This is a genomic window from Flagellimonas pacifica (assembly GCF_900215465.1).
Taxonomy (GTDB): domain Bacteria; phylum Bacteroidota; class Bacteroidia; order Flavobacteriales; family Flavobacteriaceae; genus Flagellimonas; species Flagellimonas pacifica.
The window spans coordinates 268,333-283,538 of the sequence record NZ_OBEH01000002.1 but is presented as its reverse complement, the minus strand read 5'-3'; the positions used below and the strand labels follow the sequence as shown (position 1 = coordinate 283,538).

13 protein-coding genes are annotated in these 15,206 nt (G+C 37.3%); 6 read left to right on the top strand and 7 right to left on the bottom strand.

The window, feature by feature from the left end; genetic code table 11:
• Positions 1-36: 36 nt before the first annotated feature.
• The gene (locus tag CRO15_RS06925) at positions 37-4,458 is read right to left on the bottom strand and encodes a translocation/assembly module TamB domain-containing protein (RefSeq protein WP_097045086.1); all 4,422 of its coding nucleotides are present in this window, start codon (positions 4,456-4,458) and stop codon (positions 37-39) included.
• Between the two features lie 102 nt (positions 4,459-4,560).
• On the opposite strand from CRO15_RS06925, the gene tsaD reads away from it, so the two are divergent.
• Genes tsaD through CRO15_RS06910 form a run of 3 tightly spaced genes read left to right on the top strand, consistent with a single transcriptional unit; the run spans position 4,561 to position 6,669 of the window.
• The gene (tsaD, locus tag CRO15_RS06920) at positions 4,561-5,589 is read left to right on the top strand and encodes a tRNA (adenosine(37)-N6)-threonylcarbamoyltransferase complex transferase subunit TsaD (RefSeq protein ID WP_097045085.1); all 1,029 of its coding nucleotides are present in this window, start codon (positions 4,561-4,563) and stop codon (positions 5,587-5,589) included.
• 45 nt (positions 5,590-5,634) lie between these two features.
• Positions 5,635-5,964 carry a TfoX/Sxy family protein gene (locus tag CRO15_RS06915; RefSeq protein WP_097045084.1) on the top strand — a complete coding sequence of 110 codons (330 nt, stop codon included), beginning with the start codon at positions 5,635-5,637 and terminating at the stop codon, positions 5,962-5,964.
• Entirely contained in the window at positions 5,965-6,669 is a 705-nt protein-coding gene (locus tag CRO15_RS06910) for a 16S rRNA (uracil(1498)-N(3))-methyltransferase (protein ID WP_097045083.1), read from the top strand.
• Here the strand turns inward: CRO15_RS06910 and CRO15_RS06905 are convergent.
• The gene (locus CRO15_RS06905; protein ID WP_097045082.1) at positions 6,666-7,448 is read right to left on the bottom strand and encodes a DUF1223 domain-containing protein; all 783 of its coding nucleotides are present in this window, start codon (positions 7,446-7,448) and stop codon (positions 6,666-6,668) included. The genes CRO15_RS06910 and CRO15_RS06905 overlap by 4 nt on opposite strands.
• A 39-nt stretch (positions 7,449-7,487) precedes the next feature.
• On the opposite strand from CRO15_RS06905, the gene CRO15_RS06900 reads away from it, so the two are divergent.
• The 3 genes from CRO15_RS06900 (at position 7,488) to CRO15_RS06890 (ending at position 10,428) form a co-directional block, all read left to right on the top strand.
• The gene (locus CRO15_RS06900) at positions 7,488-8,138 is read left to right on the top strand and encodes a DUF4159 domain-containing protein (RefSeq protein ID WP_097045081.1); all 651 of its coding nucleotides are present in this window, start codon (positions 7,488-7,490) and stop codon (positions 8,136-8,138) included.
• Positions 8,139-8,141: 3 nt separating this feature from the next.
• Positions 8,142-9,242, top strand: a complete 1,101-nt coding sequence (locus CRO15_RS06895) for an AI-2E family transporter (RefSeq protein ID WP_097045080.1) — start codon at positions 8,142-8,144, stop codon at positions 9,240-9,242.
• Between the two features lie 73 nt (positions 9,243-9,315).
• Positions 9,316-10,428: a THUMP-like domain-containing protein gene (locus CRO15_RS06890; RefSeq protein ID WP_313788456.1), complete on the top strand. Its 1,113-nt coding sequence runs from the start codon at positions 9,316-9,318 to the stop codon at positions 10,426-10,428.
• Here CRO15_RS06890 and CRO15_RS06885 read toward each other — a convergent pair.
• From CRO15_RS06885 to CRO15_RS06865, 5 genes are all read right to left on the bottom strand, one after another.
• Positions 10,425-11,156: a M15 family metallopeptidase gene (locus tag CRO15_RS06885; protein WP_097045078.1), complete on the bottom strand. Its 732-nt coding sequence runs from the start codon at positions 11,154-11,156 to the stop codon at positions 10,425-10,427. The genes CRO15_RS06890 and CRO15_RS06885 overlap by 4 nt on opposite strands.
• Positions 11,156-11,881 (bottom strand): carboxylesterase family protein, encoded by a 726-nt coding sequence (locus tag CRO15_RS06880; RefSeq protein WP_097045077.1) that lies wholly within the window; start codon positions 11,879-11,881, stop codon positions 11,156-11,158. Before CRO15_RS06880 ends, CRO15_RS06885 begins: the two co-directional genes overlap by 1 nt.
• 8 nt (positions 11,882-11,889) lie before the next feature.
• Positions 11,890-12,411: a 5' nucleotidase, NT5C type gene (locus CRO15_RS06875; protein ID WP_097045076.1), complete on the bottom strand. Its 522-nt coding sequence runs from the start codon at positions 12,409-12,411 to the stop codon at positions 11,890-11,892.
• Positions 12,412-12,532: 121 nt separating this feature from the next.
• Positions 12,533-13,552: a LacI family DNA-binding transcriptional regulator gene (locus tag CRO15_RS06870; protein ID WP_243396923.1), complete on the bottom strand. Its 1,020-nt coding sequence runs from the start codon at positions 13,550-13,552 to the stop codon at positions 12,533-12,535.
• Between the two features lie 32 nt (positions 13,553-13,584).
• Positions 13,585-15,201 (bottom strand): sodium:solute symporter, encoded by a 1,617-nt coding sequence (locus CRO15_RS06865; RefSeq protein WP_097045074.1) that lies wholly within the window; start codon positions 15,199-15,201, stop codon positions 13,585-13,587.
• Positions 15,202-15,206: the final 5 nt, after the last annotated feature.

Here is a 15,206-nt window from a genome sequence, read left to right as displayed (position 1 = left end):
TGGTTTTTTTTTGAGAAATTCTAAAAATACACCCCCTTAATTTGACAACTTCTTGGCAGTGGTATTCTTAGGACGAAAACGAATCAGGCTATCGTTTCCCATAATCTCGGTAGATTGTTCTTGTTTTGGGGGCACCTCCTTTTTTTCTTTCTTTTTAAATACCTTTTGCATCAGTTCCTTGAAGCTATTAAAATCTACTTGGTAAGAAAGTCCTACACCTTGAGTATATCCTTGTCGTTCAGCCAAAAATTGTTGTACTTGATTTTCACGATTAAAAATCTTTGCACTCAATGTTCCTTCTTCATTCAACAACACTTGAACTTCAACATCTCCGGCAACAACTGTTTCAGAAACCCCACCAACTGGAACTCCTACCCTACCATTGACCAAAACTCTGTCTGAAATCTGGGTTGAAACGGTAACACCTATCCTGTCCTCAGTCAAAATATCAGCATTAGTGTCCACATACCCTTGTTCGTAAGAAACCCCAAGGTTAAATTTATCATTATCTCCTGCAAGAATTTGATTTAGAAGTCCAGAAGCCGTTTGAATTAAATTTCCTGTAACGGCTTGTTGGTTAATTCCTGTTTGCTCACTTGCAAAAGAACCCTGTGCCAATAGAAAAAAAGCATTGCGTTCTTTTACTGTAGGGTCTTGGAGCCTGTATTCCAATTCTGATTGTACAACCGAGTTTGTTCCGGGGAAATCAATATCAAAATTGATGTTTGGACTCTCCAGTTCACCATCTAGTCTAACTACAACTTCTGTTGGTATCCTTCCTGTGTAATTTGAATTGTCTAAAAGAGGCGCGGGATTGGCGTTGAGTGCATAAACTGCTTCTAAATTTAATTGTGCTGCCAATGGATCCCGCTCCCATAAAATGGTACCTCCAGGGCGCACTTTGAACTTTTTATCTATTACACCTGCGTATTTAAAATTATATTCCCCTGTCACAGCAACAAACTCTCCATACATATTGAATTTACCATTGGTATTGATCTCAATCAATAAAATACCTTCACCGGTACCCTTTAAAGAACTTCCTGTACTTTGATCTACTACAATCTCAACCTCTGCCTCAGGTGTTACCACAAGGTCAAAAGCCATTTCCAAACCTTGATAATCCTGTAAGACTCGCTCTTCTTTAAAAGTTTCGGAACTACCTTTTTCAATAAAGTTGATAAAGGAATAATCTCCCACACTGGTAATATCACTTAAAGGAATCTTCAAAGAAGTTCCTCTTGCCGTTGTAGCATCAACCGCAATAGTAAGTGCATCGGTAGATCCATAAATACTCCCTGTTCCATTTATAAAACCTGTTCCATAGTATAATGCCTCTTCATCGAATCCGGTGTTCAGTATTAGGAACCGATCATTATTGGTGTCCACATCCAAGTCCAAAGACCAATCATCAAAAGCTGTGTGGTTTATGGTTCCATCCAAAGTGGCCTTTGTTCCTTCTGCCACATCAGTTAGGCGAATATTTTCAAAATAAAAGGTCTGGTCAAAAAGACGTACTCTTGAATATGGTGCAAAATCATAATCAACGTTTAACTCAGCAATACCAACACCAGCCTCGTTAAGGCTAAGGGTTCCATTTATAGAAGGGTTGGAAACATCTCCGGTAATCTTGGCAAACCCATTAACCATACCTCTTATATTGGATATGACTCCATCTCCCAAGGGGCTGAACGGTTCAAGATTCAAGTCTGTAAAGTTAGCTGCTAAATCCAGTTGTCTTTTTCTATTTTGACTGGTCACCTTCCCATTAATGCTCATTTTTTCCTTGCCATCATCTATTAGCCAAGTACTAACTCCAAATTGGGTCAAGTCATTATTTCCAAAAATACCTATCTCCAAATCGCCCATGCGTCTTTTGTTCACCATAAAATCCTTTACATTCAAGCTTGAAGTAGGTAAGTACTTTCCATCTTTTTGAAGAATATTTAGAAATCCATCCACTGAGCCATCCAGTTTAAGACTGTCAATCTCCGGAGTAATCTTATCAAGGGATACAATTTTAAATTGAAGGTCCAGGTCCTTGTAAGTAGAGTCGGCTAGTTCTCCTCTCAATCTAATTTGCTCCCTGTCGGCATTGTCCATAACAACATCTTCTATTTTAATGCTATCCAATGTTTTATTTATTATGACCTTATTTTTATTATTTCCCTGTTTATTGAGCACCCATTTGTTTCCTTTAAAACTAACATCAGATTTCTTTAAGCCTATTACAGACTTATTGTCTTCGTTGAAAGTATGGTAGAAATTGAGTTTGTAACTGTCATCAAATCCCCTCCCTCCTTTAAACTCGGTTCTAAAGAACAAAGTATCCTTTAATGTGGTATTGATAAGATTGAAATCCTTAACATCATAATAAACAGTGGACATATCTTCCACAGAGACAAAGGTGTTGAAGAGTGGATTCTTATTATCTATTTTAAGCTCAATATTTTCAAAATCATTTTTATAGGCCTTTATGCTGGGTGATTTGAAGGTTAGTTTAAAATCTCCTTCGTCTGAAATAATATTTCCCCTAATAAAGGTGTTCTGCCCAAAAATGACTTCTGGAAAGAACACATCTACAATCTTATTGTAAATCTTAAAGTTGAAGTTCAGTTCCTGACCTTCAGAAATTTCATGCGGTTTATAGTTGGTATAGATGCTTCCGATAGAATTTTGAATTAACCTTCCCAATTCGTTCACCTTGAACTTTCCTTTAGCGTATCCGGTTATAATGTCTGGGGAATTTATCTCTATGGTCCGCACAGTATCTTGATTAAAGGAAGAGGAAACAGCAAAATCCTCGAAATAATAAGTTTGATTTTTGTTTTGATAAGTGGTGTTTGAAAAACGCACCTGCCCTGCGATGTTGTCCAATGTACTACCATCGATATCCATATTTAAGTTGCCTTTAAAAATGGAAACACTATCATTAATGAAATTCAACTTCTTTAAATCTGCATGATCTACAGAGGCAATAAAATTGAAGTTATTGGTATCATCCCCAAAATCGGCCAATCCTTTAAAATCAAACTTAAAGTTCTCATCACTGCTGACTACCGACCCATCAAACAATTTTTCTTTAAAAACCCCGGAGACCCTTAAATTATTATATTCATAATCATTGAATTCCAATTTATACACTTCGCCAATAGCTTCCGTATTTAGATATTCTGATATAAACCCTTTTCCTTCTACGTTAACATCCAGTGTAGCCAATCCCAGTCGATTATCTTCCACAAAATTTCCTAAATCAAAATCAATAAGAGATATAAACCCAATGTAAGATGCATCATCTATGGTTTGTATATTGGTCATCTGCAAATCGGTATAACTACTACCAATGGCTGTATTTAGGTTGATTTGTACATCGAGTGATGTTTCTGTCACCTCCGCGTCTCCGCGAACCGTAAACTGACCCAATTTTTGAAAGGAAGACGGAATGTTCTTTCCAAGTATGTTAGGAAGCAAAGATCTTAGTTGATAGTAGCTAGACGTAATATTTTCTATATCTGCCCGCATTATAAAAGGTGCTTCTTTACTGAACATGTTGTCAAACTCAAAATCACCCCTAATTCCTGTATTCTCGGATTGAACAAATAGCTCTTTTACCTGTAATTGGTTTAACACTCCACTTACATCTCCAGAGAACATGACCATTTTATTGGTGCCAAACTCATCATAAAGCAAGTTAATATCGTTGAGCGACACCTTGGATTCTTCAAAGTAAGCATCCACCTGAACTTTATCCAAGAATTCTGAAAAGTCTTCCCTATTATAATTGAATACCAAATTTCCTTTGAGATCTGATTCTTTGGTTTGAATACTCAAGACGTCAAAACGCATTTGTTGCTTGGTATACTTGAACTTTGTGGAAAGGTTTTCAAGAGCAACACCTCTTTTGCTCATCAATGAAAGGTTTTCAATATTTAGAGATACATCTGGTCCTAAAATCTGGAAATCCTTTGCCAAAACCTCAAGGTCTGTAAAGTTCAAAGTTTCATGATTCTCTAGATTTTCATCAATGAGCTTAAACCTTCCCCTTGAAATTTGTATCTCATCAGATGACATAAAAAAAGGAGGGGTTCCTGGTGCCCTTGGTTTTCCATCATCCAACTTGTCTACAAAAACATCCAAATTGGTATTCCGTTCACCTTCATAAGTCTTCAAGTTCATAAACAGACCGTCTACATCAATGTCTCCAAATTCCATTTTTCCATTCATCATGTTACGAATATTCAGAATGGAAGTGGAAAGTTTTTGGATATAGAAAAGGGTATCCTTCTTATAATCCTCAACATAAATACCTTTGATTCCTGTGTTCAGATTAAAAAGGGATAATCCCAAGCGATCTATATTGATATTTGTGCCAAACTCCTCATTAAGGGATTCCGTGGCATATTTGGCCATCTTGGTCTGCACTGCCGGTATAGAAAGTATTAAAGAGCCCAAGACCATAATCAGCAGAATTGCCAATAGTATCCGAAGTAGTATTTTCCTGAGTTTTCTGATAGGGCTTTATGTTTTACCTTTGCTCGACCAATTTTTGTTCCAAAACCAGTGGCATCCAAAAAAAATTACATTCTTGCAATAGAATCTTCTTGTGACGATACCTCTGCAGCCGTTTTATGCAATACAAAAGTATTGAGTAATGTGGTAGCAACACAAGAAATACATAAGCAATATGGAGGTGTAGTCCCAGAATTAGCTTCTAGGGCACATCAACAAAATATTGTTCCCGTTGTGCATCAAGCCTTGGCCAAGGCAAATATCGATAAAAAACAACTATCTGCCATAGCTTTTACCAGAGGTCCTGGGCTAATGGGATCACTCCTTGTGGGCACTTCTTTTGCCAAGTCTTTGGCCCTGGGCCTTAACATTCCTTTAATTGAAGTAAACCATATGGAAGCCCATATTTTGGCTCACTTCATTGAAGAAGAAGACATGGGCACTCCAGAGTTTCCATTTTTAGCAATGACCATAAGTGGAGGACATACACAGATTGTTAGGGTAAACGATTATTTTAATATGGAAGTTCTTGGTGAAACCTTGGATGATGCGGTGGGTGAAGCCTTTGATAAGAGTGCCAAACTTATGGGATTGCCCTATCCTGGAGGTCCTTTAGTAGATAAATATGCACAAGAAGGAAATCCAAAGGCGTTCCCTTTTCCCAAACCTAAAGTTGATGGCCTCAACTTTAGTTTTAGTGGCTTAAAAACCAGCATTCTCTATTTTGTACAGCGTGAAACCAGAAAAAATCCGGATTTTGTTTCAGAGAATATTAAAGATATCTGTGCTTCAGTGCAGCATACCATATTGGAAATTTTGATGGACAAGCTAAAGCTTGCTATCAATCAGACTGGGATAAAACAGATTGCCATTGGTGGCGGAGTTGCCGCCAACTCCGGAATTAGGTCAAGATTAAAAGAAGCTGAGCAAACCATGGGCTGGACAACTTACATTCCCAAGTTTTCGTATTGTACAGACAATGCAGGCATGATAGGTATTGTTGGATATTTAAAGTTCCTCGAAGGAAAATTTGCAGACCAAAAAGTAGCGGCCAAGGCGCGTTACACCATTGGAAGTTGATTTAAAATTTATACCTTTTCGATTTTAATTTTCATTTGGATTAAAATGGCATATGACGAAGAATTGGCGAAAAGAATTCGCAATGCAATAACACTTTTTCCAGAAGGTTTTACTGAAAAGAAGATGTTTGGAGGAGTTGCCTTTTTGTATCAAGGAAAAATGACCATTGGACCGGTCAAAAACGATTTAATGGTTCGTGTCATTGATTCAAAAATGGAAGCTATTCTGAAACAAGAATCTGTTAGACCCATGGAATTTACAGGAAAACCCATGAAAGAATTCATTTTTGTATCCCCTGAAGGCTTTAAAACCGAAGAGCAATTACAAAACTGGATTGAATTAGGTCTTGAACATGCAAAAAGTAAATTGAAATAAATGCAACACTTCTATAATCCATCACTCGATAACAGCTTTAAACAATTTTTCTTTTCTTCAGAGGAGAGCAAGCATATAGTTAAGGTCCTTCGAAAAAAAGAAGGAGACGTTCTGCATATTACCAATGGCAAAGGATATCTTTTTGAAGCTGAAATTCTGGTAGCCGATCCAAAAAAATGCAAGGCACAGATTATCTCTGAAGATAAGACCGTTCCTAAACGCTATAAATTACACTTGGTGGTGGCCCCTACCAAAATGAACGACCGATATGAATGGTTTTTGGAAAAAGCCACTGAAATTGGCATTGATGAGATTACACCCATTATTTGTGAACGCTCTGAACGAAAGATTATAAAGCTGGAACGTATGGAAAGAGTAATCTTATCAGCAATGAAACAATCCCTACAGACCATGCTGCCAAAATTGAACCCACCTATCTCTTATAATGACTATTTACAGCAAGAAATAACTGGGTTGAAATTTATTGCCCATTGCGACGAAGGTGAAAAAATGGAGTTAAAAAGACGTGTTGCAGCTGATAAGGATGTTACCATTTTAATAGGTCCCGAAGGGGATTTCAGTACCTCCGAGATTGCTCTTGCCATGGATAATGGATTTGTACCCGTATCGTTGGGCAATACTCGTTTAAGAACAGAAACCGCCGCCATAGTAGCTTGTTCCACGGTTTCCATTATCAACAATTAAAGCATCACAGAGGCTTTTGTGGCAGCGGTAATATCAAGATTGCCTTCTTCAACCAGTAATATCAGGGTCAGCGCTTCATTTTTTGAAACAATGGCAGGAACCGAAATTGAAGCTTTGCCTTCGGAAGATTGCAATGGCACGTAATTTTCTAAAACTACAATGTTGCTGTTCTTTAAGATTCGATTTCTATTCTCACCTCTTTTGATTGAAGTGGTTCGTTCATCCAAAACCAAAACTGCCCTGAGCTGTTTTCCTTCCAAGCTTCCTTTCACCTTAAAATCATATGAAATATTGGAACCTGATAGTATCATATTTTTAAGCACAACACTGTTTTCAGCTTTCTTGAGCTTGTAATTTGATATTATTGATGTCAGTTTTGAACCATTTGATCCCACAAAATGTTCCTTCCCGTTAACCACCAATTGCGGGGTGTAGTTACTTCTATATTGAAATTTTTGATTGTAATCCTTTTGCTTTTTTGTGAATGTTGATTGGCTAAAAGGATCCCTCCAACCTATATAATTCCAATAATCCACATGATATGATAAGGCGAACACCTCTTTCGGGTACTGTTTTTTTGCTTTTTCCAAAAGTACATCCGCAGGAGGGCAACTTGAACATCCTTGTGATGTAAAAAGCTCCAACACCACCACGGGCTCATATGTACCTTTCTCAACTTTCCATTCTTCATTTACCCTATCCTCCATTCTGGCTGCATAAATCGCAACCAAAGAGATTCCAAAAAACACAAACGAAGGAATTAAGATTTTTTTAAACATGAATACTGTACTTTTGATTATCTAGTTATTCGCACCTACATGAAACAACTTACCTTTTTAGGCTGTTTTTTAACTTTTTTTGTGATTGGAATCTGTCAAGCTCAGCAGATAGCTGTGTTAAAATATGGTGGTGGAGGTGATTGGTACTCCAACCCTACGGCACTACCCAATCTAATAGCATTCTGCAATAACACAATTGGCACAAAAATCACCGAAAAACCAGAGACGGTGGAAGTGGGCAGCGTATCTATTTTTCAATATCCTTACCTCCACATGACAGGACATGGAAATGTATATTTTTCAGATGAAGAAGCTGAAAACCTAAGAACCTATCTACTTTCGGGAGGTTTTTTGCATATTGATGACAATTATGGCATGGAACCTTACCTAACAAGGGAATTGGAAAAAGTCTTTCCAGAAAAACAATTGGAAGAATTAGGTGCTGATCATCCAATTTTCAGCCAGCGGTTTTCGTTTCCTGAAGGCCTCCCCAAAATACACGAACATGATGGCGAAAGACCACAAGCACTTGGAATTTTTGATAATGGAAGATTGCTGTTATTGTTTACTTTTGAAAGCGACCTTGGTGATGGGTGGGAAGCCCCATCGGTTCACAATGACCCCGAGGAAGTACGATTAAAAGCATTACGAATGGGCGCTAACATACTAGAGTACGCCTTTAAAAGCTAACCGATGAATTCAAAAATTATAGCCAATGGAATTCTAAGGGCCGTAGCCGTAATTACCGGAGTGGTTCTTTTAGGATATTTTCTATTCAAAATACAATCTGTATTGGCCTATTTGGCCATTGCAGCTGTAATAGCATTATTGGGAAGACCAATTGTTCTTTTCCTTCGAAGAAAATTGAAATTCCCCAACACATTGGCCGTGATAGTGACCATGATTTTAATGGTGGGTATTTTTTTAGGCATTTTGTCTTTGTTCATTCCTTTAATTTCTGAACAGAGCAAAAACCTTTCACTGTTGGATATTGAAGCTTTGAAAGCAGATGTAAATACATTGTATCTCCAAATTTTGGAATACTTTGGAGCTACAACAGATAAGGTTTCTGATTTAATACAGGATTCACATTTGGAAAAAAATGTTTTGGAAGGCCTTGATTTGGGATTTATTCCCAACTTCCTTAATTCTTTTGTAAACACCTTGAGTAGTTTTAGCATTGGACTTTTCTCGGTACTTTTTATTTCCTTTTTCTTTTTAAAGGATAGCAAATTGTTCCAAAACGGGATGTTGGTCTTTGTTCCTGATAACAAGGAAAGTAATTTGGTGAAATCCGTTGATAAAATCAACGGCTTACTATCCCGATATTTTGCAGGAATCTTGCTTCAGCTTTTTATTTTGTTTGTCATTTATACCATTGCATTGTTAATTGTTGGAGTTGAAAATGCTATAGTAATAGCATTCCTTTGTGCCTTGTTCAACATCATTCCATATATAGGTCCAATTATTGGTGGAGTTATTATGATTACCCTCACCATGACCAGTTTTTTGGGCGCAGATTTTAGCACTGTTATTTTACCAAAAGCACTTTATGTTCTTATCGGTTTAACCATTGGACAACTTATCGACAATTTCTTTTCACAGCCCTATATTTTTTCAAAAAGCGTAAAGTCGCATCCGCTTGAAATCTTCTTGGTAATCATAATCGCCGGGCTTGTTTTTGGGGTAGTAGGAATGGTTGTTGCAGTACCAGCTTATACCGCTATAAAGGTAATTTTAAAGGAGTTTTTGGCTGAAAATTCCTTTGTTGAAAAGCTAACAAAAAATTTGTAGTGTTAGTTTGAATAAATTGATATTAAATACTGGTGTACAGCATTTTATAAAAAATAATTGGAATACTGACATCGTGTCAGTTTTGTTTAAAAAACCACATTTTGAAGGTATTTCACAGAAAGAGCTTTCCGAACAGTTAGAGGCTAAAAAAAAATGCAAAGACAAGCTTCCTACATGGTTCCATACCGAAGAAATTTATTACCCAAACAAACTGAATATTGAGCAAACCAGTTCAGAACAAACAGCAGCTTATAAATCAAAAATAGTATCTGGAAAATTACTTCTGGATGCAACTGGCGGACTAGGCGTGGATACCTTCTATTTTTCCAAAAAAATGGACCAAGTTTCGCATTGCGAAATTGATTCAAAACTCAGTCATATTGCCCAACATAATTTTGAGGTTTTGGGTCAAAATAACATCGTTTGTATCGATACGGATGGAATTGAAACATTAAAGGCCTCCCGTCAAAAGTATGATTGGGTTTATATTGATCCCTCTAGAAGGAGTAACGTTAAAGGAAAGGTGTTTTTGTTTAAGGATTGCATCCCAAATCTACCAGAACATCTTCCTGCAATTTTTGAAAAATCATCAAACATTCTTGTAAAAACCTCTCCCCTTTTGGATATTTCACAAGGGCTTAAGGAACTTGATTTTGTCAAGGAGATTCATGTTGTTGCTATCAACAATGATGTAAAAGAACTGCTTTTTGTATTAGAACATGGATTTGATGATGATGTGAAAATCAAAACCATAAACTTGGTTCAAAACCGAGAAGATGTTTTCAATTTCCAACTCAAAAGCGAACAACGCTCCTTTCCTACCTTTGGCGAACCAGAAAAATACCTCTATGAACCTAATTCTGCAATCCTGAAATCGGGAGGGTTTAAATCTGTTGCAAATGCGTTTGGTCTAAAAAAATTACATCAACACTCCCATCTATACACTTCAACCAATTTGATTGAGTTTCCAGGAAGAAGGTTTGAAATCTCCCAGATTCTCCCCTATTCAAAAAAGGCCTTAAAAGATTTGAGCGTCAACAAAGCAAATATTACCACTCGAAACTTCCCAATCTCTGTTGCAGAACTCAGAAAAAAGCACAAAATAAAAGATGGTGGAGGTATTTACTTGTTTTTCACCACTGATTTAAATGACAAGCTTTTGGTGCTAATTTGTAAAAAAGTCTAGTCATTACAATCCCATTTAAAATTAGCGACCTTATCATTGGAGGCTGCAGATAAGTTATAATGCCACCATTCAGTTCTGATAGACCAGAAACCATGCGCTTCCATGGTCTCTTTTAAGAGTCTTCTATTTGCGAGTATTTCTTCGGGTAAGTCCATATTATCATGGTAAGCTCTTTTTCCAAAAAAATCGAAGTCTGTTCCCATGTCCAGTTCCTTGCCTTCCAAATCTACCAAAGTAATGTCTACTGCCCCGCCTTTGTTATGAATTGAGCCTTTGACCGGATTTGCCACATATTGTGGATTGGGCACAATCTCCCACATTTTATATTGTACCGAATTAGGCCTGTAACAATCAAAAAACTTGATTTTAACTCCTTTATGCAAAAAAGTTTTATTGGCTTGAATTAATGCTTTCGCGGTTTTTACCCTAGTATAACATTCTGCACAATCGTAAACCTTAGCTTTTAAAAAATTGTTCTCTGTTGCATATCGCATATCGTAAGCAAAGTCATTACTGAAATCTGCCAATCTCACAAAAGTAGTATCAGCTAAACCATCAAATGGCATTAAAGTATTTTTCTTTACTGGCTCATGAACAAGGGTATCTTGGACGATTTCATCAATGGATTGGGATGTACTTGGTAAAACAATACTTATTGATTTATTTCCATTTTGCTTCTTACAGGAGCAAACAGTTATCAATAGAAAGCATAAAAAAAAATTCCTCATCAATCTCTTTTTTGTTGGTTGAACCAGATATATAGAGAATCATTGGTATATGCCCTACTCCATGAATTGTGCCCGACCCCTTTATATCGTGTATACTTTATATCGTAATTCATTTCTTTTAGTTTAGCCACCATTCTGTCAGATTCCTCTACCGAAATCACCTTATCTCTATCTCCATGAAACACCCAAATAGGCATATCCTTGTCAATCCAATGGGCATATGGTAAAGGTGCCATACCGCAAACCACAGCCATTGCGGCAAATTTATCAGGGTATTGGGTGGAAAGCTCCCAAGCAGCACTTCCGCCACGGCTAAGTCCAGTCAAGTAAATCCTCTTTTTGCTAACTCGGTTTGTTTCAACCACTGAATCTAAAAGTTTTACTACTGCCCCCGTGTTCCACCATTTCCTTTTGTGTGGATTTTGAGGAGCTAACACTAAAAATGGAAATTGCTTCCCTTCAACCAAAAGTTTTGGAGGTCCATTTTTTTTAATCTCCTCAATTTCTCCTCCAGATTCCCCTCCTCCATGTAAAAAAAGTAACAGTCCAAAATCTTTTTCTGTATCAGCTTCATACTCTTCTGGATAATATAGATAATACTTTAGGTTTTCAATGTTCACTGTTTTAACCTCATCTTCAATAAGCGTAGATTGGGCAGCACAACCTTCCAATAAAAAAAGCGTTGCCAGTAAAAAGGATACATGTAAGATTTTAGGTATTTGCATGCCCTAAATTACAAAAGTTTATCGGCGATTTCATTCCAAGAATCCGCACGTTCAAATCCATTGGTATTCATGTTATGTGGAGAAGTATACATAATGGAACGTCCTTCAAAACTTTCTAAGTTATAGGCTCTATCATCTATTAAAACATCGCCTTTCAAGATGTATTTATGCCCACATAATATGCGCCTTTCCCATGGGATGAAGGGAAAAAAATCATCAAGCCAATCTGATTTTTCCTTTAGCGAATTTGGAAACTGCATTGCGGCGGAAGCAATATATACCTCATGTTTTTTATTGAGCTCAGCCATTACTTCCTGACTTCCTTCAATGAGTTTTAAATCTCTAAAGAAACCAACCTGCCAAGCATGGCTCATCATTCCTTTAACGTGTTCCTCAGGTACACATTGCCAAGCTTCTTTGCCTTTACAATCAGCAGGGTTAAGCTGTACTCCAAACTCTTCTTTATATAATTCCAAATGGGCTCCATACGTATCGGCCAGCACCTCATCCATATCAACAAATAGTGTCATTCCAAAAAAATTAAGTCTCGAAGGAATGAAAAAATAAAAGAACCACAAACTAAGACAGAAAATATAATTGATAATTAACCTCTTCCTTTGTGCTTTTTCTTCTTATCTCCGAAAATGAAGATTACTGATCCTTTTTTGTAGAATCCCTTTCGATTAGGGTGGTTTTTACCAACTTGGTAGTAAATGGCATCTCTCCTTCATACTCTATTCGATCAACAAGTATGTTTGCCGCCAGTTCACCAATATATTTTCCATGTTGGCTGACCATGGTCAATGCCGGCGATACGTATTTAGAAAGTCTTCCATTGGTGAAGCCCACAATGGAGATTTCATCTGGAACGGTGATTCCTTTTAGTTTTAGAATGTTGAGGGTATCCACAGCTGTCATCTCATCCAATGCAATTATGGCATCTATTTCCCTATTGTCCAATAAAAGGGAAATCAAAAGTTGTAAATCCTCATTTTTTCCAACCTCTACTACATTTTTTCCATCATAGTTGAATCCACTCTCCCGTAGCGCCTTTTTGTAACCCTCAACACGGAGTTTCCCAACACTGGAATTATATATGGTTGAAATAATGGCAATTTTATTGCATCCTGTTTTTAACAGATGTTTTGTAGTGTTGTAACCGGCCTCAAAATCATCTACCACAATTTTATCACAACTTATTTTTTCGGTGACTCTATCGAACAATACCATGGGAACATGATTTTCAATAAGATTCTGTAAATGTTCGGTATTATCCCTAGCTTGTGTTTCTTCTGAGAGTGATAGAATTATTCCATCAACAATACCAGATCCAAGTAATTCAACCGTTTGAAGCTCTTTTTTGTAAGATTCATCCGAAATACAACTTATAATGGTATACCCTCGTGCATTTGCAGATTGTTCAATTCCATAAAATACCTGGGTAAAAAAATAATTTAAAATATTAGGGACTATGACGCCAATGGCTTTTGTAGTTTTGTTCAACAAATTTAGAGCAACACGATTTGGCTTGTAATGATGTTCTTTAGCATATTCCTGAATCTTTACTTTCACTTCCCTGCTAATCTCAGAACTGTCTTTAAGCGATTTTGAAACTGTTGAGATGGACACACCAAAATGGGAAGCAATATCTTTTAAGGTAAGCTTTTTCATAATCCACTGATTTTATCCTTCAGAAGCCTAATTTATCCAGTAAAATAGGACAGAATAAATACGACAACAGCAATAAGCAATAGTGAAAGCACAATATCAATAGTAGAAATGCTTTCTCTGTTCAATTGTCTATCCTCTGCCGACAAGGTACCAAAAGTAAGGCCTTTGATCAAACCATAATTGGGTGGGTTTGTTGCCAAACTAACCCCAATGCAAACAATCACCGAAAAGACAAACATGAAAATAGCCATATGCGCAAAATTAATCGTGGCAAATTCTAAAAAGGCTCCAGATAAATCAGCTTGATATATTTCTGCCAAAATACGAAGTGCTGCAACCACTAAACCTGAGAATAGTGTAATTATAGCTGCTTTAGAATTAACCCGCTTCCAAATAATTCCCAATAAAAAGACTGCTGTTATGGGTGGAGCAATATACGACTGTACACTTTGCAGGTACTGATAAAGAACACCTCCTCCTATCTTTTCCATGATTGGAATCCAAATAATCCCAAGAACAACAACAATGGATGTTGCAACTTTTCCAATTCGTAGAAGTTTGTTTTCTGCGGTAAGTGGTTTTAATTTTTTGTAGATATCAATTGTAAAGATTGTAGAGCACGAGTTAAAAACTGAAGCCAAAGAACTCATCAAAGCAGCCATTAATCCTCCGGCCACCAATCCTTTAAGGCCAACAGGCAGCAAGGTTTTCACAAGTACTGGAAAAACCTCATCACTCTTTTCATAGGTCAATACGCCTTGCTTAGCAAGGGCAAAAGCTATGATTCCAGGAATCAGAAAAATAAAAATGGGCAACAATTTTAGGTAAGCTCCAAAAATAGCTCCTCTCCTTCCAATCTTAATGTTGTTGGCAGCCAAAGTTCGTTGCACAATGTATTGGTCTGTGCACCAATACCAAATACCAACAATAGTTCCTCCAATCAACATTCCTGTCCATGGAAAATCTGGATCAGAAATTGGCCGCCACAGATTAAAATGTTCGCTACCAGCTATTAGACGAAGCTCCTCCCATCCACCTACTTTTTGTAATCCTAAATAGGTAATAATCAATGACCCGGCAATGAGAATTACAGTTTGAAGTGTTTCTGTATAAATAACTGCCTTCATCCCACCAATAATAGTATAGGCCCCAGTGAAAACAACAATGCCTATTGCTCCATACCAAAATGGAATCCCCAAGAGCTCGGAAACCACAATGCCACCGGCATATATAGTTACAGATACTTTAGTAATCACGTAACCTACTAAGGAAAAAACAGAAAGAAACCATCTTGAACGACTATCAAACCGCTTTTCCAAGAACTCAGGCATGGTGAAAGCTTTGCTTCTGAAATAAAAAGGCAAGAAAAGCCAACCTAAGAGCAAAACAATCCAAGCGTGAAGTTCGTAATGGGCCATGGGCATTCCGGATTCAGCTCCTGTGCCTGCTAATCCTACTACGTGTTCAGAACCTATATTGGAAGCAAAAATGGAAGCGCCAATTACAAACCAGCCCACATTTCGGCCGGCCAAAAAGTAGTCTTCGGTATTTTTATTTTTTTGAAGCACCACCCAAATGGCAACTCCGATGAGTGCCAAAAGATAGGCAGCCAGAACCCACCAATCTGCTGTTTCCAATATTGATTCCATATAAC